Below are 17,888 nucleotides of genomic sequence, written 5' to 3' on the forward strand. Positions count from 1 at the left end.
ACCCGTCGTGTGACAGGCGATCGCCCGGCACGCGATCGCCGCACGCCCGGACGCGCCGAACCGCCCGGTCGCCGTCCGCCGCCCGCCGCCCGACACGTACGCCCGAGACACCCCCACCGAGGAGACGAACCGCTGTGACCATCACCCCGCCCGCCCTGAGCGTCTTCGAGACCCTGGAGTCGGAGGTGCGCAGCTACTGCCGCGGTTGGCCCGCCGTGTTCGACCGCGCCCAGGGGGCCCGCCTCACCGACGAGGACGGACACAGCTACCTGGACTTCTTCGCCGGCGCCGGTTCCCTCAACTACGGGCACAACAACCCCGTACTGAAACGTGCGCTGCTCGACTACATCGAGCGGGACGGCATCACCCACGGCCTCGACATGGCCACGACGGCCAAGCGGGCGTTCCTGGAGTCCTTCCAGAACGTGATCCTCCGGCCGCGCGACCTCCCGTACAAGGTGATGTTCCCCGGCCCGACCGGCACCAACGCGGTGGAGGCCGCGCTGAAGCTGGCCCGCAAGGTGAAGGGGCGCGAGTCGATCGTGTCGTTCACCAACGCCTTCCACGGCATGTCGCTGGGCTCGCTCGCCGTCACCGGCAACGCGTTCAAGCGCGCCGGGGCGGGCATCCCGCTGGTGCACGGCACGCCGATGCCGTTCGACAACTACCTCGACGGCCGGGTGCCGGACTTCCTCTGGTTCGAGCGCCTCCTGGAGGACCAGGGATCGGGGCTGAACAAGCCGGCCGCCGTGATCGTCGAGACCGTGCAGGGCGAGGGCGGCATCAACGTCGCCCGGCCGGAGTGGCTGCGGGCGCTGCGGGAGCTGTGCGACCGGCAGGACATGCTGCTGATCGTGGACGACATCCAGATGGGCTGCGGTCGCACGGGGGCCTTCTTCTCCTTCGAGGAGGCGGGCATCACCCCCGACATCGTCACCCTGTCCAAGTCCATCAGCGGCTACGGCCTGCCGATGTCGCTGTGCCTGTTCATGCCGGAGCTGGACGTGTGGGGTCCCGGCGAGCACAACGGCACCTTCCGGGGCAACAACCCGGCCTTCGTCACCGCCACCGCCGCACTGGACAGCTACTGGGCCGACGGCCAGATGGAGAAGCAGACCATCGCCCGGGGCGAGCAGGTCGAGCAGGCGCTGCTGGCCATCTGCGACGAGAACTCCGCCTACGGCGCCCACTTCCGGGGCCGTGGCCTGGTCTGGGGCATGGAGTTCACCGACAAGTCCCGCGCCTCCGCCGTCTGCGCCCGCGCCTTCGAGCTGGGCCTGCTGCTGGAGACCTCGGGCCCGCGGAGCGAGGTCGTCAAGCTGCTGCCGCCGCTGACCATCACGCCCGACGAGCTCGACGAGGGGCTGCGGACGCTGGCCCGCGCGGTCCGCGAGACCGCCTGACCCCCACCCGTAAGAAAGGGAGTTGCACCACCGTGATCGTCCGATCGTTCAAGGACATCGAGAACACCGAGCGCCATGTCAAGGCGGCCTCCGGCACCTGGGAGTCCAAGCGCATCGTGCTGGCCAAGGAGAAGGTCGGCTTCTCGCTGCACGAGACCGTGCTGTACGCCGGGACCGAGACGTCCATGTGGTACGCCAACCACATCGAGGCCGTGCTGTGCGTCGAGGGCGAGGCCGAGCTGACCAACGACGAGACGGGCGAGACCCACTGGATCGAGCCCGGCACGATGTACCTGCTCGACGGCCACGAGCGCCACACCCTGCGCCCGAAGACCGACTTCCGGTGCGTGTGCGTGTTCAACCCGCCCGTCACCGGACGGGAGGACCACGACGAGAACGGCGTCTACCCGCTGCTCACCGAGGAGGGCTGAACCATGACGACGACCACGACCCTGCAGGACCTGTACCCCACCCGAGGCGCGTCCGAGGTGGTCACGCCCCGGCGGGACCCGGTCGTCTGGGGGCCGCTCACCCCGGAGCTGGAGTCGTTCGAGCGTGACGGCTTCCTCGCCGTGGACCAGCTGATCACCGAGGACGAGGCCGCCGTCTACCGCGCCGAGCTCGACCGGCTCGTCGCCGACCCGGCGATCCGGGCCGACGAGCGCTCGATCGTCGAGCCGAAGTCCCAGGACGTACGGTCGGTCTTCGAGGTCCACCGGATCAGCGACGTCTTCGCGCGGCTGGTGCGCGACGAGCGCGTGGTGGGCCGGGCGCGCGAGATCCTCGGCTCGGACGTGTACGTCCACCAGTCGCGGATCAACGTGAAGCCGGGCTTCGGCGCCTCGGGCTTCTACTGGCACTCGGACTTCGAGACCTGGCACGCGGAGGACGGGCTGCCGCGGATGCGGACGGTGTCCGTGTCGATCGCGCTGACCGAGAACCTCGACACCAACGGCGGTCTGATGATCATGCCGGGGTCGCACCGGACGTTCCTGGGCTGCGCGGGCGAGACGCCGAAGGACAACTACAAGAAGTCGCTCCAGATGCAGGACGCGGGCACCCCGTCGGACGAGGCGCTGACCGGGTTCGCGGACGCGCACGGCATCCGGCTGTTCACCGGCCGGGCGGGGTCGGCGACCTGGTTCGACTGCAACGCCATGCACGGCTCGGGCGACAACATCACCCCCTTCCCGCGCAGCAACGTCTTCATCGTGTTTAACAGCGTGGAGAACACGGCGGTGGAGCCGTTCGCGGCCCCGGTCCGCCGGCCGGAGTTCATCGGGGCGCGGGACTTCACGCCGGTGCGGTGAGGCGCGGCGCGGCGGGTACACGGGTGGAGGGGCGGGATCCGGGTGGGGTCCCGCCCCTCGCGGTGCCGTCGCCGGGCGGTCCGCCCGGCGGACGCGGTCAGCGGTGGCGGAACCAGTTCGCCGCCGGCAGCAGCCTGCCGTCGTAGTCGAACAGGGCCTGATTCTCCCAGGCGTTGCCCGACGCCGGGTCGGCCGGGTCCCAGCCGCTGCCGGTGACGGCCGTCCAGGCGGGCTCCCAGTAGACGACGCCGAGGCCGCGGCCGTTGGGCACGGCCTCCACGACGTTCATCACGTCCCGCAGGTTCGCGGCCTGGCCGGCCGGGGTGGCCGGGTAGCCGGGCGCCAGGGTGTCCTCGGTGGCGACGTTGTTCTCCAGGAAGTCGTCGTTGGCGAGCGTGTGCGCGTACGCCGTCTCCGCCACCAGCACGGGCTTGCCGTACCGGGCGGCGACGTCGTCCAGGTTCGCCTGGAGACCGGAGAGCGGACCGTGCCAGTAGCCGTAGTAGGACAGGGCGACGACGTCGAAGGGCACCTGGTGGGCGACGGCCTGGTCGAACCACCAGCGGGTGCCCCCGTTGTCGCCGCCCTTGGCGAGGTGCAGGGCCACCTGCGTGGCCGGTGAGACGGCCTTGGCGGCGTTCGCGCCGGACGTCAGCAGGCCGGCCAGCTGCGGCCAGTTCGACGTACGGCCCTCCTCCCACAGCATGCCGGCGTTGATCTCGTTGCCGATCTGGACCATGTCGGCGGTCGTGCCCTGTGCCTTGAGCGCGCCGAGGACGTCGTACGTGTGGTCGTACACGTCCTTCCTCAGCCGCTCGTACGTGTGCGAGGACCAGGCCGCGGGCTTGTACTGCTTGCCCGGGTCGGCCCAGGTGTCCGAGTAGTGGAAGTCCACCAGGACCTTCATGCCCTGGGCCTTGGCCCGCTTGGCCATGGCGAGGACCTTCGCCTTGTCGTTGTAGCCGTCGGCGGGGTTCACCCAGACCTTCAGGCGTACGTAGTTCATGCCGACCGACTTCAGGACGGCCATCGCGTCGCCGCTCGTGCCGTTCGCGTACCGGTAGGCCGCTCCGTGGGCCTCGTTCTTGGGGAGCGTCGACAGGTCGCCGCCCTTGACGGTGAGGCCGGTCGTGCCGCGGGTGAAGGTGAGGTCGTCGAAGTTGGCCCACTCGCCCGCGTGGGCGTCCGAGTTGAGGCTCACGGTGCACCCGCCGCCGGTCACCTTGACGGAGGTGACGATCCGGATCCAGGCGCCGTTCGCGGTGGGCGGCAGGTCGGTGCGCTGTTCGGCCCCACCGCAGTTGCGCAGGGCGATGTACGCCGCGTTCTGTCCGCCGCTGGAGCGGACGCGGGCGCTCAGGGTGTACGTGCCGTCGGCGAGCCCGGACAGGTACTGGTAGGTCTCCACCGTGTACGCGGACGACGACCAGTGGGAGAGCCGGGTGCTGCCGCTCGCCCCGCCGGCCTCGGTGAACGAGGCGCCGTTCCGGCCGGTGGCCGAGTAGGTGGACCAGCCGGTGGCGCCGTTCTCGAACCCCGGGTTGGTGAGCGTGGCCGCGGCCCGGGCCGTGGTCGCCGGCAGCCCGGCGAGGACCAGGCCCGCGGCGACGGTGAGGGCGGCCGCGGCCGCTCCGGTGGTGCCGTGCATGTCGTGTCCCTTCGACGATGTGCGTGGCGGTGATGCGGGGTGTGACGGGGTGGTACCTGGTGCGGCGGTGGTGTGCGGTGCGGGTCAGGCGAGCCGGACGACCCGGACGGCGCCGGCCGGGACGGCGAGGTGGCCGCTGACGGCCTCGCCGCCGAGGAGCTCCGTGCCGGGGCCGTCCAGCGGCACCTTGGCGTCGGCGGAGGTGTGGTTGAGCGCGAACAGGTAGGTGCCGCCGGCGCCGGCGCGGCGCACCACCTCCACGTCGCGGGGCAGCTCGGTGCGCGGCGCGATGCCCGCGTCCTCGCAGGCCGCGCCGATGATCGCGTCCAGGGCGGGCGGGGCGAGGCGGGTGGAGACGTACCAGGCGGTGCCCTTGCCGAGGCGGTGGCGGGTGACGGCGGGGCGGCCCGCGGCGGGGCCGTCGGCGTACGTCCACACCGTCCCGGCGCCGCGCGGGACGACGAACTCGGTCCACACGTCACCGGTCAGCGTCCGGTCCCCGGCCCGCTCGGTGATCCGTACCGTCTCGCCCTCCCCCAGCGGCGACCACTCCTCGACGGTGAGGCCGAGGACGTCCCGCAGCGCGCCGGGGTACGGGCCGGGGTGGACGGCGTCGTGCTCGTCGACGATGCCGGAGAAGTACGACACGACGAGTGTGCCGCCGTTCTCGACGTAGGAGCGCAGGTTGCGGCCCGCCGCCTCGGTGGTGAGGTACAGGGCGGGGACCACGACGAGGGGATGGGCCGACAGGTCGGCCTCGGGGTGGGCGAAGTCCACGGTCAGGTGCCGGTCCCAGAGGGTCTCGTAGAAGCTGTCGGCCCGCTCGCGGGCGTCGAGGTCCTCGCTGGGGCGCCATTCGAGGTTCTGCGCCCACCAGGAGTGCCAGTCCCACACCATGGCGGCGTCGGCGACGGTCCGCGTGCCGCGCAGCCCGGCCAGTGCGCCGAGGTCGGCACCGAGTGCGACGACCTCGCGCCAGACGCGTGAGTCGGTGCCGGCGTGCGGCACCATCGCGGAGTGGAACTTCTCGGCGCCGCGCCGGGACTGGCGCCACTGGAAGAACATGGCGCCCTCGGAGCCGCGCGCCACGTGGGCGAGGGAGTTGCGGGCCATCTCGCCGGGGCGCTTGGCGGGGTTCCGGGCCTGCCAGTTGACGCCGCTGGTGGAGTGCTCCAGCAGCAGCCAGGGGGCGCCGCCGGCGACGGAGCGGGTGAGGTCGGCGGCCATGGCGAGGTTGACGTGGGTGCGGCGGCCGTCGGTGATGAGGTAGTGGTCGTTGGTGACGAGGTCGACCTCGCGGCCCCAGGCCCAGTAGTCGACGCTGTCGCACTGGCTGAGGGCGGTCATGAAGTTGGTGGTGACCGGCACGCCGGGTGCCAGGCGGTGAAGGATGTCCCGTTCGCGGACGAAGTTCTCGCGCATGGTGGCGTCGGCGAAGCGCCGGTAGTCCAGCTGTTGCGCCGGGTTGCCGACGGTGGGGGTGGCGCGGGGCGGGTCGATCTGGTCGTACGCGGTGTAGTACTGGCCCCAGAAGGCGGTGCCCCAGGCGTCGTTGACGGCGTCGACGGAGCCGTAGCGGGCGTCGAGCCAGTGGCGGAACCGGTCGGCGCAGGTGTCGCAGTAGCAGGCGCTGACGGGGACGCCGTACTCGTTGTGGACGTGCCAGAGCGCGAGGGCGGGGTGCGAGCCGTAGCGGCGGGCGAGGCGCTCGGTGATGTCCGAGGCGGCGGCGCGGTACGCCGGTGAGCTGTGGCAGATGGCGCCGCGGGAGCCGAAGGCGTACCGCGTGCCCTCGCGGGTGACGGGCAGCGCCTCCGGGTGCGCGCGGTAGAACCAGGCGGGCGGGGCGACGGTGGGCGTGCCGAGGTCGGCGCGGATGCCGTGCTGGTGGAGCAGGTCCAGGAGCCGGTCGAGCCACCCGAAGTCGTGCACGCCGGGCTCGGGTTCGAGCTTGGCCCAGGAGAAGATGCCGACGCTGACCATGGTGACGCCCGCCTCGCGCATCAGCCGGACGTCCTCCTGCCAGATGCTTTCCGGCCACTGCTCGGGGTTGTAGTCCCCGCCGTAGGCGAGCCGGCGCAGGCCGCGGGGAGTGGTCTCCGGCATGGGGTTTCTCCTGATTCCTCGGGAAGCGTCCGGCGGCATACCGATCAAGTGGGAACGTGCACACACAGGCGGCGCCGCTAGAACGCAACATAACCGCACAGCATCAACCATTGACAAGTGTCTGGGATGTTTCTCTACTGTGAACGCTCACAGAAGCATGGCAGGCCTCCCACCACGGCGGAGGCCGCCCCCCTCGGTCAGGGAGAAGCCCCCATGCCGCACGCGCTGCGCCGCCGCATTTCCGCCATCGCCACCGCCACCGCCGTCTGTCTCGGTGCCTCCGCCCTCACCGGGTGCGGGGCGCCCGGCGACGACGGGGACGCCGCGTCCGGCCCCGTGTCACTGACGTACTGGGCCTGGGCGCCCGGCATGGACAAGGTCGCCGCCCTGTGGAACAAGCAGCATCCGGACGTCACGGTGACCGTGAAGAAGCAGGCCTCCGGCGACGACCTGGTCACGAAGATCATCACGGCGGCCAAGGCGCACCAGGCCCCCGACCTCGTCCAGGCCGAGTACCAGGCGCTGCCGACCCTGGTCAGCAACGACGTCCTGGCCGACATCTCCGCGGAGGCCGGCGACGCCGAGAAGGCGTTCGCCCCGGGCGTCTGGCAGCAGGTCACGCTGGGCACCGACGCGGTGTACGCGCTGCCCCAGGACTCCGGGCCGATGATGTTCTACTACCGCGCCGACCTGTTCGCCCAGTACGGGCTGAAGGTCCCCACCACCTGGGAGGAGTTCGCCGCCACCGCCCGCGCGCTGAAGAAGAAGGCCCCGGACAAGGCCCTGACGACCTTCTCCGCCAACGACTCCGGCCTGTTCGCCGGGCTCGCCCAGCAGGCGGGCGCCAGGTGGTGGACGGCCGAGGGCGAGAAGTGGAAGGTCGGCATCGACGACGCGGCCACCAGGAAGGTCGCCGGCTTCTGGGGCGGCCTGGTCGCGGAGGGCGCCGTCGACAACCAGCCGATGTACACCCCGGCCTGGAACAAGGCGCTCAACACCGGCAAGCAGATCGCCTGGGTGAGCGCGGTGTGGGCGCCGGGCACCCTCACCACCGCCGCGCCGGACACCAAGGGCAAGTGGGCGATGGCACCGCTCCCCCAGTGGACCGTGGGTGCCAACGTCACCGGTAGCTGGGGCGGCTCGACCACCGCCGTCACCAACGACTCCCGGCACAAGGCCGCCGCGGTGGAGTTCGCCACCTGGCTGAACACCGACCCCGAGGCGCTTGCCGCGCTGGTGAAGGAGAGCGGCGTCTACCCGGCCGCCACCGCCGCCCAGTCCGGCGGCGCGCTCGCCGAGCCGCCCGCGTTCTTCGCCAACCAGCCGGACTTCTACCTCCGCGCCGCCGCGATAGCCAGGACCACCGCGCCCGCCGCCTGGGGGCCGAACGTCAATGTCGCGTACACCGCCTTCAAGGACGAGTTCGGCAAGGCCGCCAAGGCGAAGTCGGGCTTCGGCACGGCGCTCACGGCGATGCGGAACGCCACGGTCGCGGACCTGAAGAAGCAGGGCTTCGAGGTCGCCCCGTGACGGGAGCCGCGCGCGCCCGCTCCTCCTCCCGCGCCGACCGGCGCCGGGTGCGGAACGCGCCCTATCTGTTCCTCCTCCCGGCCGGGCTCCTGTTCGCCGTCTTCTTCGCACTGCCCATCGGCTACGCGGTCTGGCTGAGCCTGCACCGGATCGAGGTCAAGGGCCTCGGCCTGGGCAGGGGCTCCCGCCAGGAGGTCTGGGCGGGGTTGGCCAACTACACCGCCGCGCTCACCGACTCCGAGCTCGGCCGCGGCGCGCTGCGGATCCTCGGGTACGGCGCCATCGTCGTCCCGGTGATGCTGGGGCTCGCGCTGCTGTTCGCGCTGCTGCTGGACACCGAGCGGGTCCGGGCGCGGTCCTTCTCCCGACTGGCGATCTTCCTCCCGTACGCCGTCCCGGGCGTCGTCGCGGCGATGCTGTGGGGGTTCCTGTACCTGCCGGACGTCAGCCCGTTCCACTACGCGCTCGACGCCCTCGGGCTGCCGCGGCCGGACCTGCTGGACGGCGGGCCGCTCTTCCTGGCCCTGTCGAACATCGCCGTGTGGGGCGGCACCGGGTTCAACATGATCGTCATCTACACGTCGCTGCGGTCCATCCCGGCCGAGGTGTACGAGGCGGCGAAGCTGGACGGGGCCACCCCGCTCCAGATCGCGCTGCGGATCAAGATCCCGATGGTGGCGCCGTCGCTCGTGCTGACCTTCTTCTTCTCGATCATCGCGACGCTCCAGGTCTTCAGCGAGCCGACCACCCTGCGCCCGCTGACCAACGGGATCCCCACCACCTGGAGCCCGCTGATGAAGGTCTACAACGACGCCTTCGTCGGCGGGAACGTCCACGCGGCGTCGGCGACCGCCGTCGTCCTCGCCGTCGCGACCTTCGTGCTGTCGTTCGGCCTGCTGAGGGCCTCCAACTCCGGAAGGAAGCAGGGACGGACCCGATGACCGACCTCACCGCTCCCCCGGCGCGCAGGACCGCCCCGGCCGCCGGCACCACACCGGGCACTTCCCAGGGCCCGCCCTCCGCCCGGCCCCGCCGCCCCGGCCGGATCGCCCCGCTGCCCACGGCGGCCCTGCTCCTGGGCGCGCTGTACTGCCTGCTGCCGGTCGCCTGGGTGCTCGTGGCGTCCACCAAGTCCGGCACGGAGCTGTTCTCCACCTTCACGTTCCTGCCGGGCAGCGGCCTCGGCGACAACCTGGCCGGCCTCGACGCGTACCGCGACGGGATCTACTGGCGGTGGATGGCCAACTCGGCCTTCTACGCGGGCTTCGGCGCCGTCCTGTCCACGGCGGTGTCGGCGGTCTCCGGCTACGCGCTGGCGGTCTACCGCTTCCGCGGGCGCGAAGCCGTCTTCAACGTCCTGCTGGCCGGTGTGCTGATGCCGCCGGTCATCCTGGCCATCCCGCAGTACCTGCTGGTGGCGAAGGCCGGTCTGGCGGACACGTACCTGTCGGTGCTGCTGCCGCTGGTCCTCTCCCCGTACGGCGTGTACCTCGGCCGGATCTACGCGGCGGCCGCCATCCCCATGGAGCTGGTGGAGGCCGGCCGGATGGACGGGGCGGGCGAGTGGCGGATCTTCCTGCGGATCGCGGTCCCCATGATGTCGCCGGGGCTCGTCACGATCTTCCTCTTCCAGTTCGTGGCGATCTGGAACAACTTCCTGCTGCCCTACATCATGCTCGGGGACGACGAGAAGTTCCCGATGACCGTGGGGCTCTACACCCTGCTCGCGCAGGGCTCCGCGACCCCGGCGCTCTACACGCTGGTGATCACCGGTGCCATGCTGGCGGTCGTCCCGCTCATCGCCCTCTTCCTGGTCATCCAGCGGTTCTGGAGCCTGGACCTGCTGTCCGGGGCCGTAAAGTCCTGATGACACCGAGGGGAACGCCACGCATGAGCCGCAGCAGCACGAGCCGGAGCACGGAGGGCCGCCGCCGGCCGCCGACCATCCATGACGTGGCCCGGGAGGCCGGGGTCTCCCGCGGCACCGTCTCGCGCGTCCTCAACGGCGGGCACTACGTCAGCCCCGCCGCCCAGGACGCCGTCAACGCGGCGATCCGCAGGACGGGGTACGTCGTGAACCGGCACGCCCGCTCGCTGATCACCGGCAAGTCGGACTCGGTGGCGTTCCTGCTGACCGAGCCGCAGGAGCGGTTCTTCGAGGACCCCAACTTCAACGTGCTGCTGCGGGGCTGCACCCAGGCGCTGGCCGACCGGGACATCCCGCTGCTGCTGATGATCGCGGGCACGGCCGACGAACGGCGGCGCAACCTGCGGTACATCGAGGCCGGCCACGTCGACGGGGTGCTGCTGGTGTCCAGCCACTCCGGCGACCCGGTGGTGACGCAGTTGCGCCGGGCGGGCGTCCCGCTGGTGGCGTGCGGCAAACCGCTCGGCCAGACGTCGAAGGTCAGTTACGTCGCCGCCGACGACCGGGACGGCGCGCGGGAGATGGTGCGGTACCTGTACGCGTCGGGGCGCCGCCGCATCGCCACGGTGACCGGCCCTCCGGACACCCCGGGCGGGGTCGAGCGCCTCGCGGGGTACCGCGAGACGCTGGCCGGGTGCGGGCTGCCGGCCGACGAGGCGCTGATCGTGCCGGGCGACTACAGCCGGGCGAGCGGCGAGGCGGCGGCGGCGCTGCTGCTGGAGCGGGCGCCGGACGTGGACGCGGTGTTCGTGGCGTCGGACCTGATGGCGCAGGGCGTGCTCGACACCCTGGCGCGGGCCGGGCGACGGGTGCCGGAGGACGTGGCGGTGGGCGGTTTCGACGACTCGCCGGCGGCGGTGTCGTCCCGGCCGCCGCTCACCACGATCCGCCAGCCGTGGGACCGGATCAGCGCCGAGATGGTGCGGATGCTGCTGGCCCGCATAGGCGGGGAGGAGGACGCCGCGGTCATCCTCCCCACCGAGCTGGTGCGCCGCGCATCGGCGTGAGCCCGCGCTATCGGACGGTCAGGGCGGGGTAGTCCGTGTAGCCGCGGTGGTCGCCGCCGTAGAAGGTGGCCGTGTCCGGTGTGTTGTAGGGGCCGTTGGCCCGGAGGCGGGCCGGCAGGTCGGGGTTGGCGAGGAACAGGGCGCCGAAGGCCACGAGGTCGGCCGTGCCGTTCTCGATGAGGGCCAGGTCCTCGGCGCTGGTCGGTCCCTCGGTGGCGGGGTTGAGCACGAGGGCGCCGGAGAAGAGCTTGCGCAGGGCCAGGGTGAGATCGCGGGTGGCCGGGGAGCTCTCCAGGACGTGCAGGTAGGCGAGGCCGAGCGGTTCGAGGGCCGTCACCAGCGCGGTGTACGCCTCCTCCGGCTCGGGCTCGTCGATGCCGTTGAAGCCGTTGCCGGGGGAGATCCGCAGGCCGGTGCGCTCGGGCCCGATCTCGGCGGCGACCGCCGTGACGACCTCGACGGCGAAGCGCACGCGGTTCTCGGCGGAGCCGCCCCAGGCGTCGGTGCGCCGGTTGGTGCCGGGGGCCAGGAACTGGTGGATGAGGTAGCCGTTGGCGCCGTGCAGCTCGACACCGTCGAAGCCGGCGGTCACCGCGTTGCGGGCGGCGGACACGAAGTCCGCGATCGTCTCCCGTACCTCGGCGTCGGTGAGCTCGCGCGGGGTGACGAAGTCCTTGGGGCCCTCGGCCGTGTAGACCTGCCCCTCGGCGGCCACGGCGGACGGGGCGACGGGGTGGAGGCCGCCGGGCTGGTCGGCGAGCAGGTCGGGGTGGCCGATGCGGCCGGCGTGCATGAGCTGGGCGTAGATCCGGCCGCCCGCGGCGTGCACCGCGTCGGTGACCCGGCGCCAGGCGGCGGTCTGCTCCTCGCTGTGCAGGCCCGGGGTGTCGGGGTAGCCCTGGCCGACCGGTGAGGGCTGGATGCCCTCGGTGATGATCAGTCCGGCCGAGGCGCGCTGGGCGTAGTACTCGGCGGTGAGGCCGGTCGGCACCCGGCCGGCTCCGGCGCGGCTGCGGGTCATCGGGGCCATGACGATGCGGTTGGCGAGGGGCGTGCCGGACAGGTCGATGGGGTCGAAAGCAGTGGTCATCGGGGCTCCCAAGACATTGTGTGGTCGGCCAATCATTTCTGCCTGACGTTACTGTAACGCATTCATTGGCCGACCAAGGTAAAATCGGCGGTATCGACCGACAGTCCCGCGAGGAGCCCCGATGACCGGCCCGCACCACCCCGAGCAGGGTGCCGAGCGCCCCGCCTGTACCGACGCGCCGCCCTCCGCGGCACAGTGCGGCCCGCTGAGCCACGCCCTGTCGCGGGTGGCCCGGCTGCACCGCATCGCCGCGGGCCGGTTCCTCAAGGAAGCCGGCATCTATCCGGGCCAGGAGTTCGTGATGATGCACCTCTGGGACGCCGGACCGGTCCGCCAGTCGGAGCTGATCAGGGTCCTGGACCTCGACCCCTCCACGGTCACCAAGATGCTCCAGCGCCTGGAGCAGACCGGCCATGTGCGCCGCTCCCCCGACCCCTCGGACCGGCGCGCCGTGCTGGTGGAGGCGACCGCCGCCAGCTGCACGCTGCACGCGCAGGTGACCGGGGCCTGGAGCCGGCTGGAGGAGCTGACCCTCGCCGGGCTCGACGCGCCCGAGCGCGCCGAGCTGACGCGGCTCCTGGGCAAGGTCGAGGCGAACCTGTGCAAGGGGACGCCGGCGTGCCCCGGCCCCTCGGGCGGCGGACGGGACGGCGCGGCCGGCGGGGTTCAGGACAGCGCGTCCAGCGCCCGGTCCACGTCGGCGGCCGAGTTGTAGAGGTGGAAGGCGGCCCGCAGGTTGCCGGCGCGGGCGGAGACGACGACGCCGGCCCTGGCCAGTTCCGGCCGCCGCGCCCCCAGCCCCGGCACGCCGACGACGGCCGAGGCGCCGGGCACCGGGGAGTGACCGAGGCGGACCAGGCCCTCCCGGAAGCGGGCGGCGAGCGCGGTCGCATGGGCGTGCACCGCGTCGACGCCGATCTCGGCGAGCAGGGCGAGGGACTGCTCGGCCCCGTGGTACGAGAGGAAGGAGGGCGGCTCGTCGAACCGGCGGGCCGTGTCGGCGAGCCGGGCGGCCGGGCCGTACGGGTTGTCCAGGTCGGCCGCCGCGAACCAGCCCGCGTGGATGGGCACCAGCGACTCCTGGGCCTCCTCGGTCACCGTCAGGAACGACGCGCCCCGCGGGCACATCAGGAACTTGAACCCGCCCGTCACCGTGTAGTCGTACGCCCCCGCGTCCAGCGGCAGCCACCCCGCCGACTGGGTCGCGTCGAGGAGCGTACGGGCCCCGTGCGCGGCCGCCGCCTCCCTCACGGCGGCCAGGTCGGCCACGCGGCCGTCCGCCGACTGGACGGACGAGAAGGCGACCAGCGCCGTGCCGGGCCGTACCGCGTCCGCCAGGTCCTCCAGCGGCACGAACCGCGCCTCGAGGTCGCCCCGCGCCGTGAACGGCGTGATCAGCGACCCGAAGTCGCCCTCCACGAAGAGGACCTCCGCCCCGGGCCGCAGCGAGTTCGCGACCAGGCCGACGTGGACGGCGACCGAACTTCCCACGGCGACCCGGTCCGGGCCCACGCCCGCCACCCGCGCGAACCCGCGCCGCGCGCCGTCCACGGCCTCGAAGCTGCCGGACCCGCCCGCCGTCCCGGCGGCCACGGCCTCCGCCAGCGCGGTCACGGCGGCCACCGCCCGGCGGGGCAGCAGCCCGCAGCGGGAGGTGTCCAGGTACGTCTGTGCGGGCGCGAACTCGCCGCCACCGAGAGGGGTTTCCATCCCCCCACCCTGGTCCGGACGGTGTGCCAGGTCAATCGCCCCCGGCTGACGCGCGGCTCACCCCTCGCAGACGCCGTCCACGTCACAGGCCGCCGCCCCCGCGCCGACCGGCTGGATCACCCGGCCCTGCCAGGCCTGCTCCAGTGCCTGGGTGAACACCTCGGCGGGCTGCCCGCCCGAGACGCCGTAGCGCCGGTCCAGGACGAAGAACGGCACGCCCGTCGCGCCCAGCCCGGCCGCCTCGCGCTCGTCGGCCCGTACGTCCTCGGCGTAGGCGTCCTCGTCGGCCAGCACGGCCCGCACCTCGTCCTCGGCCAGCCCCGCCTCGACACCGAGCCGCACGAGCACCTCGGGGTCGAAGACGGACCGCTCCTCGGCGAAGTTCGCGCGGTAGGCGAGGTCCAGCAGCGCGTCCTGCCGGCCGTGCGCCTTGGCCAGGTGGAGCAGCCGGTGGATGTCGAAGGTGCTGCCGTGGTCCCGCCCCTCGGTGCGGTACTCCAGCCCCTCGGCGCGCGCGTTGGCGGCCACGTGCTCCTCCATGGCCCGCGCCTCCTCACGGGTGCGCCCGTACTTCTTCGCCAGCATGTCGATCACCGGCGCGGTGTCGCCCTTGGCCCGGTCCGGGTCCAGCTCGAAGGAGCGGTGCACCACCTCGACCTCGTCGCGGTGGGCGAAGGCCGCGACCCCCTTCTCGAAGCGCGCCTTCCCGATGTAGCACCACGGGCAGGCGATGTCGCTCCAGATCTCGACGCGCATGTCTTCGTTCTCTCCAGGTCGTGAGGCGCGGCCGGGGCCGTGCGGAGGCTTCCTCCGCTCACGCCGTCAACCCGTCACCGCGCCGGTTCATTCCCCCGGTGCCGCTCGTACCGGAGGAGGACGGCCCCGTTGCCGAGGGTCCTGGTCCCGGCGAACCGCAGCCGCGTGCGGGTCTCCGCCTCCGGGAACAGCGGCTTCCCCGGCGGAGGCCGGTCGCGGGGCGGCGGAGCCGGCCGGCGCTGTTCCGCCGGCCGGCGCGGGAGGCCGGTACCGGAGCCGGGCCCGCGCGGGGCTCGGACACCGGAGCCGGGCCGTCGCGGCCCGCGCGGGGCGGCAAGCCGTCAGGTGCCGTCGCGCAGGTCCGCCGGCGCGTGCGGGCGGTACGCGATCCGGTCGAAGGTGACCGCGCACCCCTCGCCCACCGGCGACTGGGCGGCGAAGCCGACCCGTGCCGAGCCCGCCCGCGCCGCGTCGCCGAGGGCGAAGACCCGGACGAAGGTCCAGTGCGCGCCGTCCGCCGAGGCGTGGAACGCGAACGCCCGGCCCGTCCGGCTGACCCGCAGCCACACGGTGCCGCCGTCCACCACGAAGGAGTTGGCGTCGTCCGAGTGGCCCCGGGTCACGACCGTGCACACGGTCGGCCGGTCCGGCGACAGCTCCAGACAGAGCTTGGCCCACTCCCGCTCACCGGCGTGGACGTAGAGCGCGCCCGCGTCGAAGGGGGCCGCGAGGCCGGCCGTGACGCGGGCCACCAGCTGGAAGTCGCCCTCCGGCACCGCGCCGAGCAGGCGCGGCGCGTCGGATGCCGGGTCCAGGGCGTCGCCCGTCGGGGGGACGAAACGGTCCTGGCGCGGGCCCGCCCGGCCCGTCAGCGCCCCCCGCTCGTACGACCAGCCGGCGTCGGGGCCGTACGGCCGCAGGGGGAACGGCAGTCCGGGCAGTGTGAGGTCCACCGGATCAGCGCTCCGTCCGTCCGTCGACGCGGCGCGGGAGGCCCAGCGGGTTGTCGTCGCGCAGCTCCGGCGGGAGCAGCGCCTCGGGGGTCGACTGGTAGGTGACCGGGCGCAGCCAGCGTTCGACGGCGGTGCCGCCGACGGAGGTGGAGGTGGAGGTGGTGGCCGGGTAGGGGCCGCCGTGGTGCTGGGCGGGGGCGACGGCGACGCCGGTGGGCCAGCCGTTGACGAGGACGCGGCCGGCGAGCGGGGTGAGTTCGGCGAGGATCTCGGCGGCGCGGCCCCCGCCGGACGCCTCCTCCGAGGAGAGGTGGACGGTCGCCGTGAGGTTGCCGGGCAGCCGGGACAGGACGGCGGTGACCTCGCCCTCGTCCTCGTACCGGGCGACCACGGTCACGGGGCCGAAGCACTCCTCCAGCAGCAGGTCGTGCGCGCCCTCGTCGGCGAGCTTGGCGGCCGGCACGGTCAGGAACCCGGGGCTGACGGTGTGCTCGTCACCCGCGCCGGGGGTGACAGGGGCCTCGACGTCCGGCAGCGCGGCGCGGTCGGCGACGCCCGCGACGAAGTTGTCGCGCATCCGGTGGTCGAGGAGCACCCCCTCGCCGGCGGCCTCGACCGCGCCGGCGAGGGAGGCGATCAGTTCGTCGCCGCCCGCCCCGGCCGGCGCCAGCACCAGTCCGGGCTTGACGCAGAACTGGCCCGCGCCGAGCGTCATGGACCCGGCGAGGCCGGTCCCGATCTGCTCGGCCCGCTCGGCGGCCGCCGCCTCGGTGATCACCACCGGGTTGAGGGAGCCCAGTTCGCCGTGGAACGGGATGGGTACGGGGCGGGCGGCGGCCGCGTCGAACAGCGCCCGGCCGCCGCGGATCGAGCCGGTGAACCCGGCGGCGGCGATCAGCGGGTGCTTGACCAGCTCGACGCCCGCCTCGAAGCCGTGCACGAGGCCGACGACGGCCTGGGGGATGTCGTGCTGTGCCGCGGCCTGGCCGAGGACGGCGGCGACCAGCTCGGAGGTGGCCGGGTGGTCGGGGTGGGCCTTGACGACGACCGGGCAGCCGGCGGCCAGCGCGCTGGCGGTGTCGCCGCCGGGCACGGAGAAGGCGAAGGGGAAGTTGGAGGCCGAGTACACGGCGACGACACCGAGCGGGACCTTGTAGCGGCGCAGGTCCGGGATGGGCGGGGTGGCGGTGTCGTCGGGGTGGTCGATGATGACGCCGAGGAAGTCGCCCTCGTCGACGATGTCGGCGAAGGCCCGCAGCTGGAAGCAGGTGCGGGCCAGTTCGCCGGTGAGGCGGGCGGGGCCGAGGGCGGTCTCGGCGTCGGCCGCCGCCACCAGCGCGTCCTTGGCGCCGTCGAGGAGTTCGGCGGCGGTCCGCAGGAACGCGGCGCGCACCGTGCGGTCGGCGAGGGCGCCGCGGGCGGAGTGCGCCGCCCGTACGGCCCGGTCGACGTCCTCCGCGGTCGCTTCGACGGCAACCCGCTCCCGCCGCTTCCCGGTTCGGGGGTCGACACTCCAGACTTGTACTGCTGACACCACTACGTCCTTCCAGCCCACCGCGATTGTTCGGTATTCTGAACAGCGTTCCTGATGATGAATGGGACTCTATTAACGGGCGCGGCGTGACCACAAGAGGGGCGAGTCGAATGTCAGCTACCGATTCCGGCGGGGCGCAGGTCAAGTCCGCCGTCCGCACGGTGGAACTGCTCGAGTTCTTCGCGGGCAGCCCCGGCATGCACTCCCTGGCCGCCGTCCAGGAAGCCGTCGGCTACCCCAAGTCCAGCCTCTACATGCTGCTGCGCACCCTGGTGGAGCTGGGCTGGGTGGAGACCGACGCGACGGGCACGCGGTACGGCATCGGCGTGCGCGCCCTGCTCGTGGGCACCTCGTACATCGACGGCGACGAGGTCGTCGCGGCCGCCCGCCCCACCCTGGACCGGCTCTCCGACGACACCACCGAGACCATCCACCTGGCCCGGCTCGACGGCACCAACGTCGTCTACCTGGCCACCCGCCAGTCGCAGCACTACCTGCGGCCGTTCACCCGCGTCGGACGCCGGCTGCCCGCCCACTCCACGTCGCTCGGCAAGGCCCTGCTGGCCACCCACAGCGACGAGCAGGTCCGCAAGATGCTCCCGGAGACCCTGCCGGCGCTCACCGAGCACACCATCACCGACCGCGAGAAGCTCATCGAGGAGCTGCACGCCGTCCGCGAGCAGGGATACGCCGTGGATCGCGAGGAGAACACCCTGGGCCTGCGGTGCTTCGGCGTCGCGATCCCCTACCGCACCCCGGCGCGGGACGCCATCAGCTGCTCGGTGCCGGTCGCCCGGCTCACCCCGGCGCACGAGCAGATGGTCAAGGACGCGCTGTTCGACGCCCGCGACCGGCTGACGCTCGCGACGAGGAGGCTGTGACGGACGCGGCCCTCCGGGAGGCGCGCGAGAGCG

General features: G+C 72.9%; 16 protein-coding genes. 9 read left to right on the forward strand and 7 right to left on the reverse strand.

The genetic code is table 11. The features are described 5' to 3' along the window. Positions 1-134 precede the first annotated feature (134 nt). The 3 genes from ectB to thpD are packed head-to-tail and all read left to right on the forward strand — an operon-like array spanning position 135 to position 2,713. The gene (gene ectB / locus AC07DW_RS08140) at positions 135-1,403 is read left to right on the forward strand and encodes a diaminobutyrate--2-oxoglutarate transaminase (RefSeq protein WP_478856801.1); all 1,269 of its coding nucleotides are present in this window, start codon (positions 135-137) and stop codon (positions 1,401-1,403) included. Positions 1,404-1,435: 32 nt separating this feature from the next. Continuing rightward, complete coding sequence (locus AC07DW_RS08145; protein WP_084901406.1) at positions 1,436-1,834, forward strand: ectoine synthase; 399 nt, start codon at positions 1,436-1,438, stop codon at positions 1,832-1,834. 3 nt (positions 1,835-1,837) lie between these two features. Then, positions 1,838-2,713, forward strand: coding sequence for an ectoine hydroxylase (gene thpD / locus AC07DW_RS08150; protein WP_478856802.1), 876 nt, complete (start codon positions 1,838-1,840; stop codon positions 2,711-2,713). Between the two features lie 97 nt (positions 2,714-2,810). Here thpD and AC07DW_RS08155 read toward each other — a convergent pair whose 3' ends face one another. Beyond that, on the reverse strand, positions 2,811-4,361 hold the full coding sequence (locus AC07DW_RS08155; protein ID WP_478856803.1) for a glycoside hydrolase family 53 protein: 1,551 nt from the start codon (positions 4,359-4,361) through the stop codon (positions 2,811-2,813). A gap of 84 nt (positions 4,362-4,445) precedes the next feature. After that, on the reverse strand, positions 4,446-6,467 hold the full coding sequence (locus tag AC07DW_RS08160; RefSeq protein WP_478856804.1) for a beta-galactosidase: 2,022 nt from the start codon (positions 6,465-6,467) through the stop codon (positions 4,446-4,448). 213 nt (positions 6,468-6,680) lie between these two features. On the opposite strand from AC07DW_RS08160, the gene AC07DW_RS08165 reads away from it, so the two are divergent. The 4 genes from AC07DW_RS08165 to AC07DW_RS08180 are packed head-to-tail and all read left to right on the forward strand — an operon-like array spanning position 6,681 to position 10,931. Further along, the gene (locus tag AC07DW_RS08165) at positions 6,681-7,997 is read left to right on the forward strand and encodes an ABC transporter substrate-binding protein (protein ID WP_478856805.1); all 1,317 of its coding nucleotides are present in this window, start codon (positions 6,681-6,683) and stop codon (positions 7,995-7,997) included. Next, positions 7,994-8,938: a carbohydrate ABC transporter permease gene (locus tag AC07DW_RS08170; protein WP_478856806.1), complete on the forward strand. Its 945-nt coding sequence runs from the start codon at positions 7,994-7,996 to the stop codon at positions 8,936-8,938. The genes AC07DW_RS08165 and AC07DW_RS08170 overlap by 4 nt, the downstream gene beginning before the upstream one ends. Further along, complete coding sequence (locus AC07DW_RS08175) at positions 8,935-9,864, forward strand: carbohydrate ABC transporter permease (RefSeq protein WP_478856807.1); 930 nt, start codon at positions 8,935-8,937, stop codon at positions 9,862-9,864. The genes AC07DW_RS08170 and AC07DW_RS08175 overlap by 4 nt, the downstream gene beginning before the upstream one ends. Positions 9,865-9,887: 23 nt before the next feature. Continuing rightward, complete coding sequence (locus tag AC07DW_RS08180) at positions 9,888-10,931, forward strand: LacI family DNA-binding transcriptional regulator (protein ID WP_478856808.1); 1,044 nt, start codon at positions 9,888-9,890, stop codon at positions 10,929-10,931. A gap of 7 nt (positions 10,932-10,938) precedes the next feature. Here the strand turns inward: AC07DW_RS08180 and AC07DW_RS08185 are convergent, their stop codons facing one another. Beyond that, positions 10,939-12,021 carry an alkene reductase gene (locus tag AC07DW_RS08185; RefSeq protein ID WP_478856809.1) on the reverse strand — a complete coding sequence of 361 codons (1,083 nt, stop codon included), beginning with the start codon at positions 12,019-12,021 and terminating at the stop codon, positions 10,939-10,941. A gap of 121 nt (positions 12,022-12,142) precedes the next feature. Between AC07DW_RS08185 and AC07DW_RS08190 the strand changes: the two genes are divergently transcribed. Then, entirely contained in the window at positions 12,143-12,736 is a 594-nt protein-coding gene (locus AC07DW_RS08190; RefSeq protein ID WP_478856810.1) for a MarR family winged helix-turn-helix transcriptional regulator, read from the forward strand. On the opposite strand, the gene AC07DW_RS08195 is transcribed toward AC07DW_RS08190, so the two are convergent. The 4 genes from AC07DW_RS08195 to AC07DW_RS08210 form a co-directional block, all read right to left on the reverse strand. Then, positions 12,688-13,731: an aminotransferase class V-fold PLP-dependent enzyme gene (locus AC07DW_RS08195; protein ID WP_478856811.1), complete on the reverse strand. Its 1,044-nt coding sequence runs from the start codon at positions 13,729-13,731 to the stop codon at positions 12,688-12,690. The genes AC07DW_RS08190 and AC07DW_RS08195 overlap by 49 nt on opposite strands. A 57-nt stretch (positions 13,732-13,788) precedes the next feature. After that, positions 13,789-14,487: a DsbA family oxidoreductase gene (locus AC07DW_RS08200; RefSeq protein ID WP_478856812.1), complete on the reverse strand. Its 699-nt coding sequence runs from the start codon at positions 14,485-14,487 to the stop codon at positions 13,789-13,791. Positions 14,488-14,828: 341 nt separating this feature from the next. Beyond that, positions 14,829-15,440, reverse strand: coding sequence for a DUF1349 domain-containing protein (locus tag AC07DW_RS08205; RefSeq protein ID WP_478856813.1), 612 nt, complete (start codon positions 15,438-15,440; stop codon positions 14,829-14,831). Positions 15,441-15,444: 4 nt separating this feature from the next. After that, entirely contained in the window at positions 15,445-16,974 is a 1,530-nt protein-coding gene (locus tag AC07DW_RS08210) for an aldehyde dehydrogenase (NADP(+)) (protein WP_478856814.1), read from the reverse strand. A gap of 110 nt (positions 16,975-17,084) precedes the next feature. Here AC07DW_RS08210 and AC07DW_RS08215 point away from each other — a divergent pair, with 110 nt between their 5' ends. After that, positions 17,085-17,855 carry an IclR family transcriptional regulator gene (locus tag AC07DW_RS08215; RefSeq protein WP_478856815.1) on the forward strand — a complete coding sequence of 257 codons (771 nt, stop codon included), beginning with the start codon at positions 17,085-17,087 and terminating at the stop codon, positions 17,853-17,855. Positions 17,856-17,888 lie beyond the last annotated feature (33 nt).

The organism is Streptomyces sp. NPDC045701, from assembly GCF_056432045.1.

What these genes read in the sequence shown, in the direction of transcription:
- AC07DW_RS08180 (WP_478856808.1), top strand. Translation starts at nt 9,888, where the DNA reads ATGAGCCGCAGCAGCACGAGCCGGAGCACGGAGGGCCGCCGCCGGCCG.
- AC07DW_RS08185 (WP_478856809.1), bottom strand. Translation starts at nt 12,021, where the DNA reads ATGACCACTGCTTTCGACCCCATCGACCTGTCCGGCACGCCCCTCGCC.
- AC07DW_RS08165 (WP_478856805.1), top strand. Translation starts at nt 6,681, where the DNA reads ATGCCGCACGCGCTGCGCCGCCGCATTTCCGCCATCGCCACCGCCACC.
- AC07DW_RS08215 (WP_478856815.1), top strand. Translation starts at nt 17,085, where the DNA reads ATGTCAGCTACCGATTCCGGCGGGGCGCAGGTCAAGTCCGCCGTCCGC.
- AC07DW_RS08175 (WP_478856807.1), top strand. Translation starts at nt 8,935, where the DNA reads ATGACCGACCTCACCGCTCCCCCGGCGCGCAGGACCGCCCCGGCCGCC.
- AC07DW_RS08195 (WP_478856811.1), bottom strand. Translation starts at nt 13,731, where the DNA reads ATGGAAACCCCTCTCGGTGGCGGCGAGTTCGCGCCCGCACAGACGTAC.
- AC07DW_RS08160 (WP_478856804.1), bottom strand. Translation starts at nt 6,467, where the DNA reads ATGCCGGAGACCACTCCCCGCGGCCTGCGCCGGCTCGCCTACGGCGGG.
- AC07DW_RS08155 (WP_478856803.1), bottom strand. Translation starts at nt 4,361, where the DNA reads ATGCACGGCACCACCGGAGCGGCCGCGGCCGCCCTCACCGTCGCCGCG.
- AC07DW_RS08200 (WP_478856812.1), bottom strand. Translation starts at nt 14,487, where the DNA reads ATGCGCGTCGAGATCTGGAGCGACATCGCCTGCCCGTGGTGCTACATC.
- thpD (WP_478856802.1), top strand. Translation starts at nt 1,838, where the DNA reads ATGACGACGACCACGACCCTGCAGGACCTGTACCCCACCCGAGGCGCG.
- AC07DW_RS08190 (WP_478856810.1), top strand. Translation starts at nt 12,143, where the DNA reads ATGACCGGCCCGCACCACCCCGAGCAGGGTGCCGAGCGCCCCGCCTGT.